Annotated in this window: 17 protein-coding genes and 1 pseudogene; 7 read left to right on the top strand and 11 right to left on the bottom strand. The window is 62.6% G+C overall.

All coding sequences use genetic code 11. The annotated features are described in order from the left end of the window. Positions 1-117: 117 nt before the first annotated feature. A complete protein-coding gene (locus G9X68_RS01960; RefSeq protein ID WP_171601052.1) occupies positions 118-996 on the top strand; it encodes a phosphotransferase family protein in 879 nt (292 codons plus the stop codon). Positions 997-1,006: 10 nt separating this feature from the next. Here the strand turns inward: G9X68_RS01960 and G9X68_RS01955 are convergent, their stop codons facing one another. Next, positions 1,007-1,795, bottom strand: coding sequence for an SDR family oxidoreductase (locus G9X68_RS01955; protein WP_171601051.1), 789 nt, complete (start codon positions 1,793-1,795; stop codon positions 1,007-1,009). Between the two features lie 251 nt (positions 1,796-2,046). Here G9X68_RS01955 and G9X68_RS01950 point away from each other — a divergent pair, with 251 nt between their 5' ends. Continuing rightward, positions 2,047-3,711, top strand: a complete 1,665-nt coding sequence (locus G9X68_RS01950) for an electron transfer flavoprotein-ubiquinone oxidoreductase (RefSeq protein WP_171601050.1) — start codon at positions 2,047-2,049, stop codon at positions 3,709-3,711. Positions 3,712-3,847: 136 nt separating this feature from the next. Beyond that, positions 3,848-4,462: a L,D-transpeptidase gene (locus tag G9X68_RS01945; protein WP_171601049.1), complete on the top strand. Its 615-nt coding sequence runs from the start codon at positions 3,848-3,850 to the stop codon at positions 4,460-4,462. Positions 4,463-4,560: 98 nt separating this feature from the next. On the opposite strand, the gene G9X68_RS01940 is transcribed toward G9X68_RS01945, so the two are convergent. Continuing rightward, positions 4,561-5,466, bottom strand: coding sequence for a DMT family transporter (locus tag G9X68_RS01940; RefSeq protein WP_171601048.1), 906 nt, complete (start codon positions 5,464-5,466; stop codon positions 4,561-4,563). A 96-nt stretch (positions 5,467-5,562) separates the two neighbouring features. Here G9X68_RS01940 and G9X68_RS01935 point away from each other — a divergent pair, with 96 nt between their 5' ends. After that, positions 5,563-6,084 (top strand): Lrp/AsnC family transcriptional regulator, encoded by a 522-nt coding sequence (locus G9X68_RS01935; protein ID WP_171601047.1) that lies wholly within the window; start codon positions 5,563-5,565, stop codon positions 6,082-6,084. A gap of 23 nt (positions 6,085-6,107) precedes the next feature. Here G9X68_RS01935 and mgtE read toward each other — a convergent pair whose 3' ends face one another. Continuing rightward, positions 6,108-7,481, bottom strand: a complete 1,374-nt coding sequence (gene mgtE, locus G9X68_RS01930; RefSeq protein WP_171601046.1) for a magnesium transporter — start codon at positions 7,479-7,481, stop codon at positions 6,108-6,110. A 312-nt stretch (positions 7,482-7,793) separates the two neighbouring features. Continuing rightward, a complete protein-coding gene (locus tag G9X68_RS01925) occupies positions 7,794-8,807 on the bottom strand; it encodes a zinc-binding alcohol dehydrogenase family protein (protein WP_171601045.1) in 1,014 nt (337 codons plus the stop codon). A 102-nt stretch (positions 8,808-8,909) separates the two neighbouring features. On the opposite strand from G9X68_RS01925, the gene G9X68_RS01920 reads away from it, so the two are divergent. Beyond that, complete coding sequence (locus G9X68_RS01920; protein ID WP_168309716.1) at positions 8,910-9,314, top strand: winged helix-turn-helix transcriptional regulator; 405 nt, start codon at positions 8,910-8,912, stop codon at positions 9,312-9,314. Here G9X68_RS01920 and G9X68_RS01915 read toward each other — a convergent pair. Next, entirely contained in the window at positions 9,273-10,499 is a 1,227-nt protein-coding gene (locus G9X68_RS01915) for an MFS transporter (protein WP_171601044.1), read from the bottom strand. The genes G9X68_RS01920 and G9X68_RS01915 overlap by 42 nt on opposite strands. Before the next feature lie 301 nt (positions 10,500-10,800). On the opposite strand from G9X68_RS01915, the gene G9X68_RS01910 reads away from it, so the two are divergent. Further along, positions 10,801-11,745 carry a diacylglycerol/lipid kinase family protein gene (locus G9X68_RS01910; protein WP_168309718.1) on the top strand — a complete coding sequence of 315 codons (945 nt, stop codon included), beginning with the start codon at positions 10,801-10,803 and terminating at the stop codon, positions 11,743-11,745. A 35-nt stretch (positions 11,746-11,780) separates the two neighbouring features. On the opposite strand, the gene G9X68_RS01905 is transcribed toward G9X68_RS01910, so the two are convergent. Further along, on the bottom strand, positions 11,781-13,133 hold the full coding sequence (locus G9X68_RS01905) for a glutamine synthetase family protein (protein ID WP_171376562.1): 1,353 nt from the start codon (positions 13,131-13,133) through the stop codon (positions 11,781-11,783). An 82-nt stretch (positions 13,134-13,215) separates the two neighbouring features. On the opposite strand from G9X68_RS01905, the gene G9X68_RS01900 reads away from it, so the two are divergent. Then, positions 13,216-14,583, top strand: coding sequence for an aspartate aminotransferase family protein (locus G9X68_RS01900; protein WP_171376493.1), 1,368 nt, complete (start codon positions 13,216-13,218; stop codon positions 14,581-14,583). A 25-nt stretch (positions 14,584-14,608) separates the two neighbouring features. On the opposite strand, the gene G9X68_RS31710 is transcribed toward G9X68_RS01900, so the two are convergent. The 5 genes and pseudogenes from G9X68_RS31710 to G9X68_RS01880 form a co-directional block, all read right to left on the bottom strand. Continuing rightward, positions 14,609-14,788 (bottom strand): type II toxin-antitoxin system RelE/ParE family toxin, encoded by a 180-nt coding sequence (locus G9X68_RS31710; protein ID WP_244956085.1) that lies wholly within the window; start codon positions 14,786-14,788, stop codon positions 14,609-14,611. Between the two features lie 10 nt (positions 14,789-14,798). Continuing rightward, positions 14,799-14,846: pseudogene (locus tag G9X68_RS31705) on the bottom strand (type II toxin-antitoxin system RelE/ParE family toxin); the annotation flags it as partial. A 70-nt stretch (positions 14,847-14,916) separates the two neighbouring features. Then, on the bottom strand, positions 14,917-15,168 hold the full coding sequence (locus G9X68_RS01890; RefSeq protein ID WP_171601043.1) for a ribbon-helix-helix domain-containing protein: 252 nt from the start codon (positions 15,166-15,168) through the stop codon (positions 14,917-14,919). A gap of 177 nt (positions 15,169-15,345) precedes the next feature. Continuing rightward, entirely contained in the window at positions 15,346-16,830 is a 1,485-nt protein-coding gene (locus tag G9X68_RS01885) for an ArnT family glycosyltransferase (RefSeq protein ID WP_171601042.1), read from the bottom strand. Then, positions 16,831-18,330 carry an ArnT family glycosyltransferase gene (locus G9X68_RS01880; RefSeq protein ID WP_171601041.1) on the bottom strand — a complete coding sequence of 500 codons (1,500 nt, stop codon included), beginning with the start codon at positions 18,328-18,330 and terminating at the stop codon, positions 16,831-16,833. Positions 18,331-18,338 lie beyond the last annotated feature (8 nt).

The following is an 18,338-nucleotide window of genomic DNA, read 5'->3' as shown; positions in this document are numbered from 1 at the left end:
TGTAGTCCGATGCCGCCCGACGGCGGCGGCGAAGGTGGTTCGCTAGGCAACGATGCCGACCCGTATGCCGTCCATCGAGCGGGAAGAACACGGAAAAACGAGAGAAGGCAGGTCGTCATGACTGAGTTGGACGCCAGCGAATTTCGCTCCCTCATAACAAGCTTGTTTCCCGAACTCACGGCCTCCGTCTTCAAGCTGGCGGCGAAGGGCTGGGATTCGCTTGCCGTCGACGTCGATGACACGCTGATCTTCAAGTTTCCCCGCAATCTCGGCGCGGAAAGAGCGCTTCAGAAGGAGGCTGCCTTGCTCGACATCGTTCGGCCGTCGCTGTCGATGGCGGTTCCCGACATGCGCATTCACGACGGGCCGCCGATCTTCTCCAGCCATGCCAAGCTCGACGGCGAACATCTCATTGCAGAAGATTATGATGCGCTTGGCGAAGGCGATCGTCGGCGCCTCGCGGATGATCTTGCGCGTTTTTACGCCGAGTTGCACGTGCTCGATGCCGATCGCATACGGTCGGCCGGTGCCGGGGCGATCCAGCCATGGCAATCGCCCGAGACGGTGCGAATAAAGGCTTTGCCGCTGCTGCCGCCTGACATCAGGAGCTTTGCGCAGGCCATTATTTCGGATTTCGAAGCCTTGCCACCCGATCCCTACGGCAACATCTACGGCTTCTTCGATGGTCATGGCTGGAACATGGCCTTCGACCATGCGCAAAAGAGGCTGAACGGCATCTATGATTTCGCCGATTCAGGCTTTGGCCCGCTGCACCAGGAATTCATCTACTCGAACTTCATCTCGCCCGATCTGACCGCACGCATCGTATCGGCCTATGAAATGCTGACCGGACGCAGGCTCGACCGGCGCCGCATTGCGATCCTGACTGGCTTCCATCGTCTTTCCGAGCTCGCCGAACTTGCGGACGATCCGGCTAATGTCGAACAGATGATCCGAAGTGTGGCGACATGGGCGGCGGCTGCCCGCGTCGGCTGAGAGGGAATGGTCAGACGGATCGTGCCGCGCCGCCGTCGCAGCGGATGAGCGAGCCGGTGATGTAGCTTGCCGGTTGGCTGCACAGGAAGGCAGCCGTTGCGGCAAATTCCTCGACCCTGCCGTAGCGGCCGACCGGAATGCGCGCTTCCTTGTCGGTGCGGATCTCCTCGAGGCTCTTGCCGGTCCGCTTTGCCGCAGCGCCGTCGAGATCGTCGAGCCGCGCCGTCAGGATACTGCCCGGCAAGAGCAGGTTGGTGGTGACGCCGAAGCCCGCCACTTCGGAGGCAAGCGTCTTGCTCCAGCCGGCAAGGGCCGGGCGCAGCGTATTCGACAGCGCCAGATTGGCGATTGGTTCGATCACGCCGGATGAGGCGACCGTGAGGATGCGGCCCCAGCCCTGCGCCTTCATGCCGGGCAGCAGCGCATTGGTGAGCGTGATCACGCGCGCGACCATGGAGAGGAAATAGCTTTCGAGCTTTTCGCCCGTCATGTCCTCTGTCGTGCCGGGCATCGGTCCGCCGGTATTGTTGACGAGGATATCGAGCCCGCCGAACTTCTCCTTCACTGCCGTCGTCGTCATCTCGACGAAGCGTTCGTCCCCGAGATCGGCCCAGATCCAGTCGGCCCGGCCTTTGCCTTCGCCATTGATCGCCTTGCAATTGGCCTCCAACTGTTCGCCGCTGCGCCCGCAGAGCAGCACGTTTGCGCCCTCCCGCGCCAGCGCGACGGCGATGCCGAGGCCGAGGCCGCGCGAGGAGGCGAGGACGAGTGCCCGTTTGCCGTTGATGCCGAGATCCATGATTGTCCTCCGATAGCTTCGAGCGATGTATAAGGCGCAAGCGGCGGAAAAGGAAAGGGCATGTGACCGGATCGGCGGTGTTTGATAATTGACGTTGACGTAAGCGTTATGTAAATCTGGCTCACGAGGCCTCATCATTGTGCGAATTGGAAGATTGGCTGTCGTATCCCGGCTCGACAATGCTTTCTCGTTTTGACAAGAAAGTGCCATGACGGGATGACGGCCGCGTGCCGCCAAGCGGAGACGAGTGAATGACCGAGACGACTGAGCTGCCCGAACGCGAGAGCATGGAATTCGACGTCGTGATCGTCGGCGCAGGCCCGGCTGGTCTTGCAGCGGCAATCCGGTTGAAGCAGGTCAATCCGGAACTCTCCGTCGTCGTGCTGGAGAAGGGCGCGGAAGTTGGCGCGCATATCCTCTCGGGCGCCGTCGTCGATCCGATCGGCATCGACCGGCTGCTGCCGGATTGGCGTAAAGAGGCCGACCACCCGTTCAAGACCGAGGTCAGCGCCGATCACTTCCTGCTGCTCGGTCCGGCTGGCTCTGTTCGCCTGCCGAACTTCCTGATGCCGCCCTTGATGAACAATCACGGCAACTACATCGTCTCGCTCGGGCTCGTCTGTCGCTGGCTGGCGACCAAGGCCGAAGAACTCGGCGTCGAGATCTATCCGGGCTTTGCCGCAACCGAAGTGCTCTATAATGACCAGGGCGCCGTCATCGGGGTGGCTACCGGCGACATGGGCATCGAGAAGAACGGCGAGCCCGGGCCGAACTATACCCGCGGCATGGAACTGCTCGGCAAATATGTGCTGATCGGCGAAGGTGTGCGCGGCTCGCTCGCCAAGCAGCTGATCGCCAAGTTCGATCTGCAAAAGGACCGCGAGCCGCAAAAATTCGGCATCGGCATTAAGGAGCTCTGGCAGGTCAAGCCGGAAAACCATCGGCCGGGCTTGGTGCAGCATTCCTTCGGCTGGCCGCTCGGCATGAAGACCGGCGGCGGCTCCTTCCTCTATCACCTGGAAGACAATCTGGTGGCCGTCGGCTTCGTCGTCCACCTCAATTACAAGAACCCCTATCTCTATCCCTTCGAGGAATTCCAGCGCTTCAAGACGCATCCGGCGATCCGCACCACCTTCGAGGGCGGCAAGCGACTGTCCTATGGGGCGCGTGCCATCACCGAGGGCGGCTACCAGTCGGTGCCGAAGCTTTCCTTCCCCGGCGGGGCGCTGATCGGCTGTTCGGCCGGTCTCGTCAACGTGCCGCGCATCAAGGGCAGCCACAATGCGGTGCTGTCGGGCATGCTGGCGGCCGAGAAGATCGCCGCCGCGATCGAAGCCGGCCGCAGCCATGACGACGTGATCGAGATCGAGAATGAATGGCGCAAGGGCGATATCGGCCGCGACCTCAAGCGTGTCCGCAACGTCAAGCCGCTGTGGTCGAAGTTCGGCACGGCGCTCGGCGTAGCGCTCGGCGGCTTCGACATGTGGACCAACACGCTGTTCGGTTTTTCCGTCTTCGGCACGCTGAAGCATGGCAAGACGGATGCTGAGAGCCTGGAGCCGGCTTCACAGCACAAGCCGATCGCCTATCCGAAGCCCGACGGCGTCTTGACCTTCGATCGCCTGTCCTCGGTGTTTCTGTCGAACACCAATCACGAGGAGGACCAGCCGGTGCATCTGCAGGTCAAGGACATGACCCTGCAGAGGTCGTCCGAGCATGACATCTATGCCGGCCCGTCGACGCGTTACTGTCCGGCCGGCGTCTACGAATGGGTGGAGAAGGACGGCAAGGACGTCTTCGTCATCAACGCCCAGAACTGCGTGCACTGCAAGACCTGCGACATCAAGGATCCCAACCAGAACATCAACTGGGTGCCCCCGCAGGGCGGCGAGGGGCCGGTCTATCCGAATATGTGAGGCGAATTGTCCTCGCCGCCTACAATTCTTACGCGCTGACGCCTTCGTGATCGCCTTCCGCCGGAGGCTGTTAGCCGTTCGTTAACCATAATTTCCTTAGCTTGCGACATCAAGTTGACGCACTAAGGACACATTCATGACGATCTCCCGCCGGGGCTTTCTGATCGCTCTGCCGCTTTTTGTGGCCGGCTGCTCTTCGACCGGTCTGAACAGCCAGACGAACTATGCCGCACTTCCGGACGAAAAATTCCCGTTGAAGCAGGTGCCGATCGACAAGATTAAGCCGGAGCTCCGCCGCCAGGAAGTGGCCTACGAAACCACGCATGCTGCCGGCACCGTGATCGTCGATACACCCGCGCGCCGCGCCTATTACGTCCTCGGCGATGGCAGGGCGGTGCGCTACGGCGTCGGTGTCGGCCGCGAGGGGCTGGCCTTTGCCGGTAACGCCTATATCGGCCGAAAGGCCGAGTGGCCGAGCTGGACACCCACCGAAAACATGCAGCGCCGCGAAGAGCGCTATCGCAAGCTCGCCGGCGGCATGCCGGGCGGCCCGAACAACCCGCTCGGTGCGCGGGCCATGTATCTTTACCGCGGGGGCAACGACACGCATTTTCGCATTCATGGCACCAACCAGCCGCAATCGATTGGTCTCGCCATGTCGAGCGGCTGTGTCCGCATGATGAACCACGACGTGATCGACCTCTATAGCCGCGTCGAAGTCGGCGCCAGGGTCGTCGTCATCCAGGCCTAAGGTGTCCGTTCCAAGCTCGGTAAGGACGCCGTCTCCATTGAAAAAGCCGCCGCAGCGATGGCTGCAGGCGGCTTTCGATCTGCTGTTTGTGTTGGATCTCAGCGGCGTGGCGTGGCGATACCTGTCGAAAGCGCCACGCCGATGCCGGTGATCACGGCGGCGCTGATTTCCGTCATGCCGATCGCTTCGCCAAGCAGCAAGCCGCCGCCGAGCGTTGCGAGCACCGGCGTCAGCGCCGTGAAGGCGGCAGCCTGTGTTCCGCCGAGTGTTCTGACGGCAGTGCCGTAGGCCACCATGGCAACGAGGCCGGAAAGAACGCCCTGGCTCAGCACCTGAAGACCGATCTCCTGGAGAGGAGCCTGTGGCAGCGAGATGCCGAAGATGAGGGCCAGCGCGCCCATGATCAGGAAGGACCAGACTGCGATCAGGGCGCTCGCCTGCATGGCGGTCAGACCGGAGCGGCGGAAGGCATGCGTATAGCTTGCCCAGAGAATGGCGCCGGCCGGCAGCAGTACGAAGCTCGTCCATGGCAGCGAGGCGTCCGCAAGGCTCTGCGTAAGCAGGATCAGCACGCCGGCGACGATCGCAACGAGCCCGGCGATGCGGGTGTTGTCAGGTCTTTCGCGAAACAGCGCAATCCCGATCAGCGCCGCGGCGAGCGGCATCGAGCCGCCGAGCAGAATCCCCGAAGAGGCGGCCGGCGTCGAATGGATTGCAAGCGTGGTCAGCAGGAAGAAGACGGCGCCGGAACCGGACACCATGATCGCCAGCAGGTGCAGTGGCAGCGCCTTCGGCAGCAGCCCCGTTTTCAGCCAGACCGGCGAAAGCACCAGCGCCGGGATTCCGAAGCGGATCAACCCGATGTCGATCGAGCCGAGCGGCGTTGCGGCGCTGTGGCGGGTGACCAGAAACCATGTCGCCCAGATCAGCACGGTAATAGTGCCGCCGGCATAACCCAGTACCTGCGACGGCGACTTGTCGTTCGTGAAAGCAATGGTGGTCATCGTCCTGTCCTTTCCTTCATCCGGAGCCTGTCCGGTTGAAGAGAAGACTAGCGCTAGAGGTCAGGGCATGTCCTTGCTATTTGTGGCTCAAAAAACATGCTATGCGCAATCTTCTGCCAACTGACGTCTATATGGATCGCGAAAATGCCAAATCTCGATAAATTCGATATCGCCATCCTGAAGTGCCTGCAGGAGGATGCGCGGGCCACCAATGTCGAGATCGCCGAGAAGGTGAACCTGTCGCCGTCGCCCTGCCTGCGACGTATCCGCAATCTCGAACGGTCCGGGATCATCCGCGGTTACACGGCGGATATCGACCGCAAGGAGGTCGGTCTCGGCCTGACCGTCTTCGTCGAATTCAAGGTCGTCCAGCACAGCCGTGAAAATTCCGAGGCGCAGCAGAAGGCGATGCTCGCCATTCCCGAGATCGTCTCCTGCTTTCTGATTTCGGGCACGGCCGATTTTCTCGCCGAAGTGGTGGTGGAGGATCTCGCCGCTTATGAGCGGCTTCTGACGGAAACGCTGTTGACCCTGCCGAATGTCAGCGACATCCGCTCGAACTTCGCCATCCGCAGCATCAAGACGCATGGGCCGTTGAAGCTGCCCGAGGGAAAATAATTCCCCTCGGGCTTGCTTGCGGGTTAGAGCAGCGTCCCGCTGAGGATGAGCAGCGCCACCGAGAAGTAGATGACGAGCCCGGTGACATCGACCAGCGTGGCGACGAAGGGGGCGGAGGCGCTGGCCGGATCGAGCCGGAGCTTCTGCAGCACGAAGGGCAGCATCGAACCACAGATCGAACCGAAGGTGACGATCCCGATCAGGGCGGCAAACACCGTGACGGCGACCATCTGCCAGTGCGGGCCGTAATCGTAGAGCCCGGCCGACTGCCAGAAGACGATGCGGATGAAGCCGACCAGGCCGAGGATCGCGCCGAGCACGACGCCCGTCGGCAACTCGCGCAAAAGCACCTTCCACCAGTCCGAAAGCTTCAGTTCGCCGAGCGCCAGCGCCCGGATGATCAGCGAGGTCGCCTGCGAACCGGAATTGCCGCCCGAGCTCATGATCAGCGGGATGAACAGCGTCAGCACCACGGCCTTTTCCAGCTCGCCTTCGAAATGCTGCATGGCGCTTGCCGTCAGCATCTCGCCGAGGAACAGGGCTGCGAGCCAGCCGGCGCGCTTGCGGATCATGCCGGCGAAGCTGATCTTCATGTAGGGCTGGCCGAGCGCCTCCATGCCGCCGAACCTCTGGGCCGCTTCCGTCGTGTCTGCTATCATCGTGTCGATCACGTCGTCGACGGTGACGATACCGAGCATCTGCCCATGTTCGTCGGTGACGGGCAGGGCGAGCAGGTCGTGCTTGCGGATCAGCCGGGCGACATCCTCCTGCTTCATCAGCGGATCGGCCGAAACCGGCGCGCCCTTCTGCGCCACCGAGAGGATCGAAGCGTCCGGCTCGCCGGTGATGAGGCGACGCAGCGTCACCACATGCAGCAGCGCATGGCTGACCTCATCCAGCACATAGATGGCGTAGACGGTTTCGCGCGAGCGTTCGACCTGGCGCACATGGTCGAGTGTGCGGGCGACGGTCCAGCTATCAGGCACGCTGACGAACTCCGTCGTCATGATGCCGCCGGCCGTGCGCGGCGGATAGCCCATCAGGTGCTGGATCGCGATGCGTACCGGTTCGTCGAGGCTGGAAAACAGCCGGGCGCGGGTCTCAGCGTCGAGTTCGAGCAGCACGTCGGCGACGCGGTCGTTCGACATGCCGTGCAGCAGCCGGGCGGCATCCTCGGCGTTGAGCAGCGCAAGGATCTGTGCGGCGTTGCGAAGCTCCGGCCGGTCGAGAATGTTGACCGCATAGTCCAGCGGCATGCCGGTCAGCACCCGCCCGGCGTCCTGGACGCTCAGCGCGTTCAACGCTTCGACGCGTTCGGCGATCGTTGCGCCGCGGCTGTTGTTGATGAAGGCACGGGCGGCATGGCCTGCCCGAAGAGGGAAGCGATTGATATTCATTTGAGGCTCGCCTTTCCGTCGATCCGCCGTAGCGTCCGATCGGGCGAGCCGACAGGAGTCGGTCAGCGCACGAGGGCCGCGTACGGCAAAGGCAATCGACTGCTACTGTCGCTTGGCATCGTTATGATGGCTCCGTTGAAATCCGTGTCTGATGAGTGTCATCCACGTGAGTGCTAGGTGGTCCCGAACGCGGAAAAAGTCAAGCAGGGTAAATGCTTAACGCCAGAATGTCGCACCCGGCGATGCGGCATTCCAGGTGGGTATGGTTTATATACGACCGTGCGGGAAACACCGGGCCTGTTGGCTGCGATCTCAGAATCCCGCAAGCACCGCCTTGCCCTTCATTCTGCCGCTTTCGACCATGGCATGCGCCGTCTTGAGGTTTGCCGCATTGATCGGCCCGACGATCTCTGAAAGCGTGGTGCGGATCTTTCCGGCGTCGACGAGTTCGGAAATCTTGTTCAGCAGCTTGTGCTGCTCGATCATGTCAGGGGTGCCGTAGAGCGGGCGGGTGAACATCAGCTCCCAATGAACGGAGACGGCCTTGCGCTTGAAGGGCACGATGTCGAGCGTCTTCGGATCGTCGATCAATGCGAAGCGGCCCTGCGGCGCAATCGCTTCGACGATGTCGCCGATATGGCTATCGGTATTGGTGGTCGAGAATATGAATCCCGGCGCGCCGATGCCGAGCGCTGCCACCTGCGGTGCGATCGGTTTGGAATGGTCGACGACGTGATGCGCGCCGAGTTCCTTCACCCAGTCCTGCGTTTCCGGCCGCGAGGCCGTGGCGATCACCGTCAAGTCGGTCAATGCCCGGGCGATCTGGATGGCGATCGAGCCGACGCCGCCGGCGCCGCCGATGATCAGGATGGAGCGTCCCGCTCCCGAAACCGCGTCCTGCACCTTCAGCCGGTCGAACAGCGCCTCGTAGGCCGTAATCGAGGTCAGCGGCAGGGCGGCCGCCGCCGCGAAATCGAGGCTCTTCGGTTTGGCGCCGACGATGCGCTCGTCGACGAGATGGAATTCGGCATTGCTCCCCGGGCGGCTGATGACGCCGGAGTAGAACACCTCGTCGCCGGGCTTGAACAGTGTGACATCAGCGCCGATGGCCTTGACGACGCCGGCGGCATCCCAGCCGAGCACCTTGAGCTCGTCCGCGGGCGGCGCGGAATGGGCGCGCATCTTCACGTCGACGGGATTGACCGAAACCGCTTTGATTTCGACGAGCAGATCGTGGCCCTCAGCCTCCGGCATCGGCAGCTCGACATCGATCAGCGAGGTTTCGGCTGAGATCGGTTGGGGCGTTTTATAGGCGACGGCGCGCATGGGAAACTCCTGTGTTCGTTGCACGGAAGCTAGATGCGCACTATGTTCTGACAACGCAAGAATGCACAAATTCTGTACGTAGTACCCAAAAGGATACTGTAAATGTCATTGCCGCGCGCCAAGCTCGTCAAGAATTTCCCCGGCTGCCCGGTCGAAGCGACGCTGACTTACCTCGACGGGAAGTGGAAGGGCGTGATCCTGTTTCATCTGATGGAAGGAACCCTGCGCTTCAACGAATTGCGGCGTAAGCTGCCGGCCGTGACCCAGCGCATGCTGACCAAGCAACTGCGTGAACTGGAAGAGTCCGGCCTGGTGTCACGTACCGTCTATCCGGTCGTGCCGCCGAGGGTCGAATATGCAATGACGCCGCTCGGCATGACGCTGAAGCCCGTGATCCAGGCGTTGGCCGCCTGGGGTGACGCTTATGTCTTCTGCAGCCCGGAAGGCCGCGAGCTGCGCCTGGCCTCAGACGGCCTGCGAGCTCCGGTCGCGGCGCTCGAGGCGTAGCGAGGCTGCAAAGACGAAGAGGCCGAGGAAGGACAGCGCCGCGCCGACATAACCGGTTGCCGCAAAACCATAACCCCCGGCGATGACGAGGCCGCCGAGCCAGGCGCCGATCGCATTGGCGATGTTGAAGGCGGAATGGTTGGACGCGGCCGCAAGCGTCTGCGCGTCGGCGGCGACATCCATCAGCCGCGTCTGCAGCGCCGGGCCGGCGGCAAAGCCGCAGCCGACGAGGAAGACGGAGAGACCGAGCAAATAGGGATTGGCGGCGGTCAGAGAGAAGGTGGTCAGCACGACGATATTGTAGACAAGTGAGCCGCCGATCGTGCCGAGCAGCGATTTGTCGGCGAGCCATGAGCCGATGAAATTGCCCGCATTCATGCCGACGCCGAAGAGGACCAGCATGATCGGAACTGCTGTTTCCGGCAGCATTGCGACCTCAGTCGTCGTCGCGGCGATATAGCTGAACATTGCGAACATGCCGCCGTAACCAACGGCGGCGATGCCGAGCGTCAACCACACCTGCGGCCGGCGGAAGGCGCCGAGTTCGCGCAGGAAGCCCGCCTCCGCGGAAACCCTGTCCTTCGGAACGTAGAACCAGATCAGCGCCACGGTCAGCAGGCCGAGCACGCCGACCGAGAAAAACGCCACCTGCCAGTCGAGCGACTGGCCGAAGAAGGTCGTCAACGGCGTGCCGAGAAGTGTCGCAACGGTCAGGCCGAGCATGACGCGGCCAACAGCGCGGGCGCGGCGATGCACCGGCACCATCGAGGCGGCGACAAGGGCCGCGACGCCGAAATAGGCGCCGTGCGGCAGGCCGCTGACGAAACGCAGCAGCGTGAAGGTCTCGAAGGTCGGCGCCATGGCGCTCGATATATTGCCGGCGGCAAAGATCAGCATCAGGGTCAAAAGCAGCGTGCGCCGCGCCATCTTCGCGGCGAGCACGGCAATGACGGGTGCGCCGACGACGACGCCGAGCGCATAGGCGCTGATGACGTAGCCGGCTTGCGGAGTCGTGACTGAGAAGGTCTCGGCGACATTGGGCAGCAGCCCCATGATTGCGAATTCCCCGGTGCCGATACCGAAACCGCCGCAGGCGAGCGCCAGCTGGACGAGCGCCACGGTCATTGCCGACGGCAGCACTTCATCCTGGCTATCAACAGAAATATTGGCGGCAATCTCACTCACGAGAGCTCCTCGAGGCGGTTTCTGCTTGGCAATGGCGCGCTGGCGCAGCCGCGGCCGCAAGCCGATCGGTGGAAATGGCGGGAGGTGGAAACGATGTCTCCGATAGACCATCTATCCGTGAGCTTGCGGCTGCCGTCGAGTGCATTTTTTGCAGTGCAGCGTCCTGCTATGTGCATACGTCTATTGCAATTTTTGCATTTCTGCCCTCTGTCAGGAAAGAAGGCTGCGCTTGAAATCGCCGATATCGCAACCATCTCAGGGGCAAGGCAGGAGCATTTCCGCGCCAGGGACGGGAGCTCTTATGAAGCTTGTAGGCTTTTTCAATCGCGACGGCGGGACCTTTAAGACCACCGACATGCTGGCCTATGAGAAGAGGGCGGAGGCGGCTTTCCGCGAAGCGGGGCACGATTTCGACGCCATCGTCTTCTCAGGAAAGGAAATCGTTCCCGCCATGGAGCGGGCGGCCAAGCGCGACGATATCGACGGCATCGTCGCCGGCGGCGGCGACGGCACGATTTCGGCGGCGGCATCGATTGCGTGGAAAAACGGAATTGCGCTCGGCGTCGTGCCCGCCGGCACCATGAACCTCTTTGCCCGATCGCTGCGTGTGCCGCTCGACATCTGGCAGGCGCTCGATGTGCTTGCCTCCGGTGAGGTCGATAATGTCGATATCGCCAGCGCCAACGGCCGGCCCTTCATCCACCAGTTTTCCGCCGGCCTGCATGCCCGCATGGTGCGCTACCGCAACGCCTACAGCTATCGCTCCCGGCTGGGCAAGATCCGGGCGAGCACGAAGGCGGCATTGGGCGTCATCTTCAACCCGCCGGAATTCGAGGTCGAGTTCGAAGCGATCGGCATGCGCGAGCGCCGCAGGGTGTCGGCGATCTCGGTCTCCAACAATCCCTTCGGCGAGAACGCGCTGCTCTACGCCGATGATTTGAGAAGCGGCGAACTCGGCTTCTACACGGCAAATCCGCTGAAACCCCTCGGTGTCGCCCGTCTCGCCATCGACATGCTGCGCGGCAAGGTCCGCGAGAATGCCGATGTCATGGTGATGCACCCGGCCGAAGTGCACCTGCATTTCCCGAAACTGCGCTCCAAGGCCAATTGCGTCATGGATGGCGAACTGCTGCCGCTCGAACGCGACGTCTCGATCCGGCTGCATCCGGGCGAATTGAAGGTTCTCGTCAAGCAGGGTCTCGCCGCTCAAGTGAATGCGGACGAACGCCGCGAGCCCGCTGCGTAAGTCGGCCGGCTGCGTAAGTCGGCCGCCGCGTAATTTCAGAGCCGCGGCAGATAGGTGCGGTAGTCGAAATCCGAGACGGTGCGCAGATGCGCAAGCGCTTCCTTGCGCTTGGTGTCGCCATAGAGCGCCTGATAACGCGCGCCGAAGATATCGGCGATGAAGGGCGAGGTGCGGAAGGTGTCGACGGCGCTGAGGAAATCATGCGTCAGTCGCGTCGTATTCGCCGGTATGTGCGAGGGCGTTGTCTCTTCGCCGGGGTCGAGTTCGCCATCGAGACCGGTGAGCATGCCGCCGAGGATCGCCGCCAGCAGCAGATAGGGATTGGCGTCGGCGCCGGCGACGCGGTGTTCGATGCGTGCGGCCGGGCCATCCTTGTCGGGGATGCGGATCGCCGTGCCGCGATGGCCGCTGCCCCAGGTCAGATCCACAGGCGCAAACGAGCCCGGCTGGAAGCGGCGGTAGGAATTGGCAAAGGGGGCGAAGATCAGCTGCGCCGCGCGCATGGAGTCGAGCAGGCCCGATATCACCGATTTGAGCAGCTTCGGTTCGCCGCCCTTGGCATCGAGGATGTTGCGGCCTTGCCCGTCGATGATGCTCGCATGCACATGCAGGCCGGAGCCGGCATGTTCGGAATAGGGCTTGGCCATGCAGGTCGATTTCAGCCCGTGGCGGCGCGCCGCCTGTTCGGCGATGCGCTTGAGATAGAGGCAATCGTCGGCGGCTGCCAGCGCATCCGCGCGGTGCAGCAGGTTGACCTCGAACTGGCCCGGCCCGAATTCCGCCGTCGTCGCATCCGCCGGCAGGTTCTGCGCCTTCGCATAGGCCCTCAGCGTCTGCAAATAGCCATCGAGCGCGTCGACGGCGCTCATGTCGTAGAGCTGGAAACCGTTCGGTTCGCCGCGATAGGTGAGGCTTTCGGGCGGGCAGGGGCGTCCGGTCTCGCGCCAGTCTCCCGACATCACGTAAAATTCCAGCTCGGTCGCCACGACGGGCGTCAGCCCGCGCGCCGCATAGCGCTCGACCACCGAAGCAAGGATGGCACGTGGATCCATGAAGCTCGGGCTGCCGTCGAATTCGTGCATGGTGGCGAGCACTTGCATCGAGCCCTCGGGCGCCCAGGGCATCGGCGCCAGGCTGCGCCGGTCGGGGATGACCTTGCCGTCGGGATCACCGATCGTCAGCGACAGGCCGGTGATATCGTCATTATCGTCGCCCCAGATGTCGAGCGACTGCGTCGATGTCGGCAGGCGGATGTCACCGGCCCAGACCTTGTCTTCGGCGCCTGATAGAAGCTGCTTGCCGCGCAGGTCGCCGTTCATGCCGACGATCAGGATCTCGAAACGCGGGTCGTCGCCTTTCGTCTTGCCGTCCATCCTGTCGCTTGCCATGACCTTGAAAATCCCCCGGGACAAGGCCAAGCTCCTATCCCATCGACATCAGCCTTTCAATCCGTGAGGGTCTTTACCAATCATGCCCGATACTTACCCACCCTCGAACCTTGCCGCGATCGACGCCGCACACCATCTGCATCCCTTCGCCGACATGAAGAAGCTGAATGCCGAGGGCGCGCGTATCATCCAGCGCGGCGAGGGCGTCTACATCTTCGACAATCACGGCAGGAAATATCTCGATGGCTTCGCCGGCCTCTGGTGCGTCAATATCGGCTATGGCCGCCGCGAGATCGCCGATGCCGCCACCAGGCAGATGAATGAGCTGCCCTATTACAACACCTTCTTCGGCACGACCTCGACGCCGGCGACGCTGCTGGCACAGAAGGTCACCTCCCATGCCGGCGAGCGATTCAACCATATCTTCTTCACCGGCTCCGGCTCGGAGGCGAACGACACCTGGTTCCGCATGGCCCGCGTCTACTGGAGCGCCGTCGGCAAGCCGTCGAAGAAGATCGTGATATCAAGGAGAAACGGTTACCACGGTTCGACGGTCGCCGGCGCCAGCCTGGGCGGCATGAAATACATGCATGAGCAGGGCGACCTGCCGATACCGGGCATTGTCCATATCGGCCAGCCCTACTGGTACGGCGAGGGCGGCGATCTCACGCCTGATGAATTCGGCCTCAAGGTTGCCCGCGAGCTCGAAGCGAAGATCGACGAACTCGGCGAGGAGAATGTCGCCGCCTTCGTCGCCGAGCCGGTGCAGGGGGCCGCCGGCGTCATCATCCCGCCCGAGACCTACTGGCCGGAGATCGACCGCATCTGCAAGGCGCGCAATATCCTGCTGGTGACCGACGAGGTGATCTGCGGTTTCGGTCGACTGGGCGCCTGGTTCGGCCACCAGTATTTCGGCGTCGAGCCCGATCTGGCGCCGATCGCCAAGGGGCTTTCCTCCGGCTACCTGCCGATCGGCGGCGTACTCGTCAGCGACCGTATCGCCGATGTCCTGATCAACGAGGTCGGCGACTTCAACCACGGTTTCACCTATTCCGGCCACCCGGTCTGCGCCGCCGCAGCCCTCGAAAACCTGCGCATCATCGAGGAGGAAAGACTGGTCGAACGGGTGCGCGACGATATTGGCCCCTATTTCGGCAGGGCCTGGGCAGCGCTGGCAGACCATGATCTGGTCGGCGAAGCCGTCAGCATCGGCCTGATGGGCGGCCTGCAGCTTGCCGCCGAGAAGAGCACCCGCACCCGTTATGCCAAGCCCGATCAGGTCGGTGCGCTGGTGCGCAACCACGCGCTGGCGAACGGTCTGGTGCTGCGCGCCACCGGCGACCGCATGCTGGCCTCGCCGCCGCTCGTCATCAGCCACGCCGAGGTGGACGAGATAGCGAGGATTACCAGGTTGGCGCTGGATTTGGCCTGGAAGGAGTTGAAATCCTGATTGCGCTCAGTCCAGCTGGCTGGGCCTAAAGCTCGAAATCCTGCGACTTGATATCCTCGGCGCCATGCTTGACACGTAAGACCACGATGCGGTCGTGATAGGAGCGGTAGTAGATGCAGCGGTTCCGGTAGGGCAGGCCGCACAGGCCTTCCGCAATGTGGTCGCGGGGGAGATCCGGTGAAGTCCACTTGGGCGATCCAGGCAATCTTCGCGGTCAGGTCGGCCAGGAATTCCTGCGCGTAATGGGGATTGCTCTCGGCGATATAGCGCCGAATATTCCGCAGATCCTCAATGGCGGATGGAGCGATAATCAGGCGTTTCGGTTTGATGGCCCTAGCTTTTGTTCATGACGTCTTTGAGGAGATCCGCGCCGGTAGCGTATTCCTTGCCGAGGCTGGCTTCGATCTCGGCGTCCGCCGCCTGAATGTCCCTACGCAGCGCCTGTATTTTCAACTCGTGGTCGGCGAGCATACGGATGCCTGCCCGCACGGCCTCGGTTTCGGTGCCGAACCGGCCATTGCGGACAAGATCCGATAGGATCCCCTCATAGGTATCGCCAAGGGAAAAGGTCTTTGCCCGTGCCATGTAAGTTTACTCCTGCTCTTAGTATATGACAAATACAATACTTTTACAATATTTGAACACGCTAGATATGGCCAACGAGCCAATGGCTCAGCGCCTCAGAGCACAGTGAATGAGATAGCGAGGATCACGAAACTGGCGTTGGATGGCGGCCTGGGGGAGCTGAAATCCTGATTGCGCTCAGCCCGGCTGGTTGACCCAGGCATAGCCGAAACGATAGCTGTCGTCGCCGCGCCCATAGACATAAGGCACGCCGATCACCGACGCCTGCGGGGCGGACATGCCGAGATTGGTCTGCAGCCATTGAGCCATATTAGGCGGAAGTGCTTCGCTTCCGCCCTTGGGGAGGAGCCACACGAGGAGAAGCGGGCGCCGGCCGGAGAGATCCGGATTGAAGCCGGGATAATCCACGGAAAGAACCGGAACGCTCGGAATATCCTGCCTGAGGTTTCCGGCGAGCAGGCTGTCGCCGGCAAGGATCGCCGCCGGTTCGGCCTGTCTGCGCAAGGTTTCCAGCATGCCGGCATAAGGCCTGTTCAGCCGCTCGTAATGACCGGTAAAGCGTGCAGTCGCAACGCTCCCATAGAGGGCCGCCGGCACGCTGATCATGATGACGGCGAGGATGGGTATAAAACGCCGGAACGCTCTGTCTGTCGTGACGCCTGCTGCCTCGATCTTCAGGCAGAAATAGAGCGGCAGGATGAAGAGCATCGGCACCAGCCAGCGATCCTTGATGCCGGCAGCACCCCCGAAGACGATCAAAAGCAGAATGCCGGCCAAGAAAACGAGCATCATCCGCTCGAGAAGCCGCGTCCATTCCGAGCCGGAGCCAAGCGCCGGACGAAGGTTCTTGCCGAAGACGAGCGCGAATACCGCCACGGTCAATCCGGCAAAGCTGATAGTGGCGAGGGCGAGCGAGCTGACGCCCATGGCGACCTGCGTGAGATAGCTCGCATCGCCGCTCGCGGTCATCTTCTCCAGCGTGCGCGCGGTGGCGAAATCGAGATTGTCCTTCAGCCAGAAGAGATGCGGCAGGGTGATGACGAGTGCCACCGCCGCTGTCAGCACCAGCCGCCAGTCGAAGATCCGCTGCCGCAGGCGCGCATCGGCCAGCGCGGCAATCAGGGCTGCCGCCGGCAGGATCGCGAAATTATATTTGGCAAGCAGGCCGAAGCCGATGCCGATGCCGGCGATGAGATAGGAGGCAAGGCTCGGCTGCTTCAGGCTGCGGATGAAGCCGTAGAAGAAGATGCTGGCCGAGAAGAACACCGCGACCGTGTGCGTCAGGTCGCGCTGCATCTCGAAAGCCATCTGCGGGATCGTCAGCAGCCCGAGCGTGGCGATCGCCACCAGCGCCTTGTCGCGCAGCACGAGCCGCGCCGTCAGGCCGTACAGCAGATAGGAGATGAACAGCAGGAGGTTCTTCACGATGGAAAGGGCGGTCAGCGAGACGCCGGCAAACTGAAAGACAGTGTATTGCAGCCAGTTGTAGAAGGGCGGCTGCGGGCCGTAGCCGGCGGCAAGCCATTGCGAGCGGAAGGCCTGTTCGGCCTCGTCGAGATCGAGCGAATGCGAGGTAGCGAGCCGCACGCCGACCTGAAGCGCGAAATAGGCTGCCAGCAGAACGAAGATCCACCTGATGTCGCGAAGCTTGCTCTCGGTCATCTATTTGGTCTCCGGCTGCACCCAGGCGTAGCCGAGTGCGAAATTGTCGCCCTGGCGGCCGAAATAATAGGGAAGCGACAGCGAGCCGATCTCCTGCAGCGCGATATCAGCCGCCGTCAGCGCCGCGGAAAACCGCTCCGGCATGAGCGCATCGGCAGCCGTCGCCGTCTTCTTGCCACGCCAGACGATCAGCACCGGCCCCCTGGCCTCGGCATAGGCCGGAATGCCCGGTGCCGGAAAATCCGGGATCACCACCGGCACATCGGGAAATTGCAGCCGCATGTTTCCGCCGATATAGGTGTCGGAAGCGATCACCAGCGCCGGTTGCGCCTGTCGCGTCATCTCGCGCGAAAAACCCGCCATCGGCACATTCGGCCGGCTGTAAGTGCCGATCAGCCCGGCGCCGACGACGCGGAATCCGAGTGCGATCAGCACGCAGGCCATCAGCACCGGCAGTACCGGCCGGAAGCGGCGCAGTCCGGCGGAAAAGTCGAGCCCGGCGGCCTGCATTTTCGCAAGGAAGTAGATCGGCAGCACCAGCAGGAAGGGGTCGAGCCAGCGCTCGCGAACAGTTGTCGAGCCGGTCAACAGCACGATCAAAGCGATGCCGGCGAGGCTTGCGAGCATCATCCGCTCCATCATCCCGGTCCAGCGGTTGCCCGCCGAGAGCGCCCGGACGAAATCCCGGCGGAAGGTGGCAGCGAAGATCACCACCGGCAACGCCGCAAAGGCGATGATGGCGACCAGAAAGGCGAGAAGACCCTTGCCGATCCGCACGATGCCGGCGGGTTCGTTGCCGGCGGCCATCTTGACCAGAGTATCGGAAGAGGCGAATGCGAGATTGTCTCGCAGCCAGATCGCATGCGGCAGGGCGATGACGAGCGCAACGGCGACCGCGACCAATATGCGCCAGTCGAGCGCCCGGCGCCGCCATTCGGCATCGGGCAAGATGGCGATCAAGGCGACGACAGGCATCAGCGCGAAATTATATTTCGAGATCAGCCCAATGCCGGTCGCAAGCCCGAGCAGCAGGTAGCTCGCCATATCGGGCCGGTCAAGCGTGCGGAAGAAGCCGTAGAGAAACAGCGAGCTCGCAAAAAGCAGCGCCGTCGTGTGGGTCAGATCCTGCTGGGCCATGTAGGAGACCTGGGGCAGGGTGATCAGCGCCAGCATGCCGACGGCGGCAAGTGCCTCATCCTTCAGCGCACGCCGCCCGGCAAGGCCATAGAAGAGATAGGACAGGAACAGCAGGATATTCTTCGGAACGATCAGCGCGCCGATCGACATGCCCGTCAGCGAAACGATGGCATATTGCATCCAGTTGTAGAAGGGCGGCTGCGGGCCGTAGCCCGCCAGCAGATATTGCGAGAAGAAGGATTGCTCGGCCTCGTCGAGCTCCAGCGAATGCGGAAGCGCGATGCGCAGCACGATGTTGAGCACGAAATAGGCCGCAAGCAGCAGGCCCGCGGTTTTGATCGTCCTCGTCGCGCGCTTCAGCATCGTGCTGC

The organism is Rhizobium changzhiense, assembly GCF_013087625.1.
GTDB classification, from domain to species: domain Bacteria; phylum Pseudomonadota; class Alphaproteobacteria; order Rhizobiales; family Rhizobiaceae; genus Rhizobium; species Rhizobium sophorae.
Note: the sequence above shows the minus strand (reverse complement) of the source record. Positions and strands in the feature narration are given on the sequence as shown.

What these genes read in the sequence shown, in the direction of transcription:
- G9X68_RS01925 (WP_171601045.1), bottom strand. Translation starts at nt 8,807, where the DNA reads ATGCGCGCCGTCGCCTATAAAACGCCCCAACCGATCTCAGCCGAAACC.
- G9X68_RS01945 (WP_171601049.1), top strand. Translation starts at nt 3,848, where the DNA reads ATGACGATCTCCCGCCGGGGCTTTCTGATCGCTCTGCCGCTTTTTGTG.
- G9X68_RS01910 (WP_168309718.1), top strand. Translation starts at nt 10,801, where the DNA reads ATGAAGCTTGTAGGCTTTTTCAATCGCGACGGCGGGACCTTTAAGACC.
- mgtE (WP_171601046.1), bottom strand. Translation starts at nt 7,481, where the DNA reads ATGAATATCAATCGCTTCCCTCTTCGGGCAGGCCATGCCGCCCGTGCC.
- G9X68_RS01885 (WP_171601042.1), bottom strand. Translation starts at nt 16,830, where the DNA reads ATGACCGAGAGCAAGCTTCGCGACATCAGGTGGATCTTCGTTCTGCTG.
- G9X68_RS01880 (WP_171601041.1), bottom strand. Translation starts at nt 18,330, where the DNA reads ATGCTGAAGCGCGCGACGAGGACGATCAAAACCGCGGGCCTGCTGCTT.
- G9X68_RS01955 (WP_171601051.1), bottom strand. Translation starts at nt 1,795, where the DNA reads ATGGATCTCGGCATCAACGGCAAACGGGCACTCGTCCTCGCCTCCTCG.
- G9X68_RS01905 (WP_171376562.1), bottom strand. Translation starts at nt 13,133, where the DNA reads ATGGCAAGCGACAGGATGGACGGCAAGACGAAAGGCGACGACCCGCGT.
- G9X68_RS01935 (WP_171601047.1), top strand. Translation starts at nt 5,563, where the DNA reads ATGCTATGCGCAATCTTCTGCCAACTGACGTCTATATGGATCGCGAAA.
- G9X68_RS01960 (WP_171601052.1), top strand. Translation starts at nt 118, where the DNA reads ATGACTGAGTTGGACGCCAGCGAATTTCGCTCCCTCATAACAAGCTTG.
- G9X68_RS01950 (WP_171601050.1), top strand. Translation starts at nt 2,047, where the DNA reads ATGACCGAGACGACTGAGCTGCCCGAACGCGAGAGCATGGAATTCGAC.
- G9X68_RS01900 (WP_171376493.1), top strand. Translation starts at nt 13,216, where the DNA reads ATGCCCGATACTTACCCACCCTCGAACCTTGCCGCGATCGACGCCGCA.
- G9X68_RS01920 (WP_168309716.1), top strand. Translation starts at nt 8,910, where the DNA reads ATGTCATTGCCGCGCGCCAAGCTCGTCAAGAATTTCCCCGGCTGCCCG.
- G9X68_RS01940 (WP_171601048.1), bottom strand. Translation starts at nt 5,466, where the DNA reads ATGACCACCATTGCTTTCACGAACGACAAGTCGCCGTCGCAGGTACTG.
- G9X68_RS01890 (WP_171601043.1), bottom strand. Translation starts at nt 15,168, where the DNA reads ATGGCACGGGCAAAGACCTTTTCCCTTGGCGATACCTATGAGGGGATC.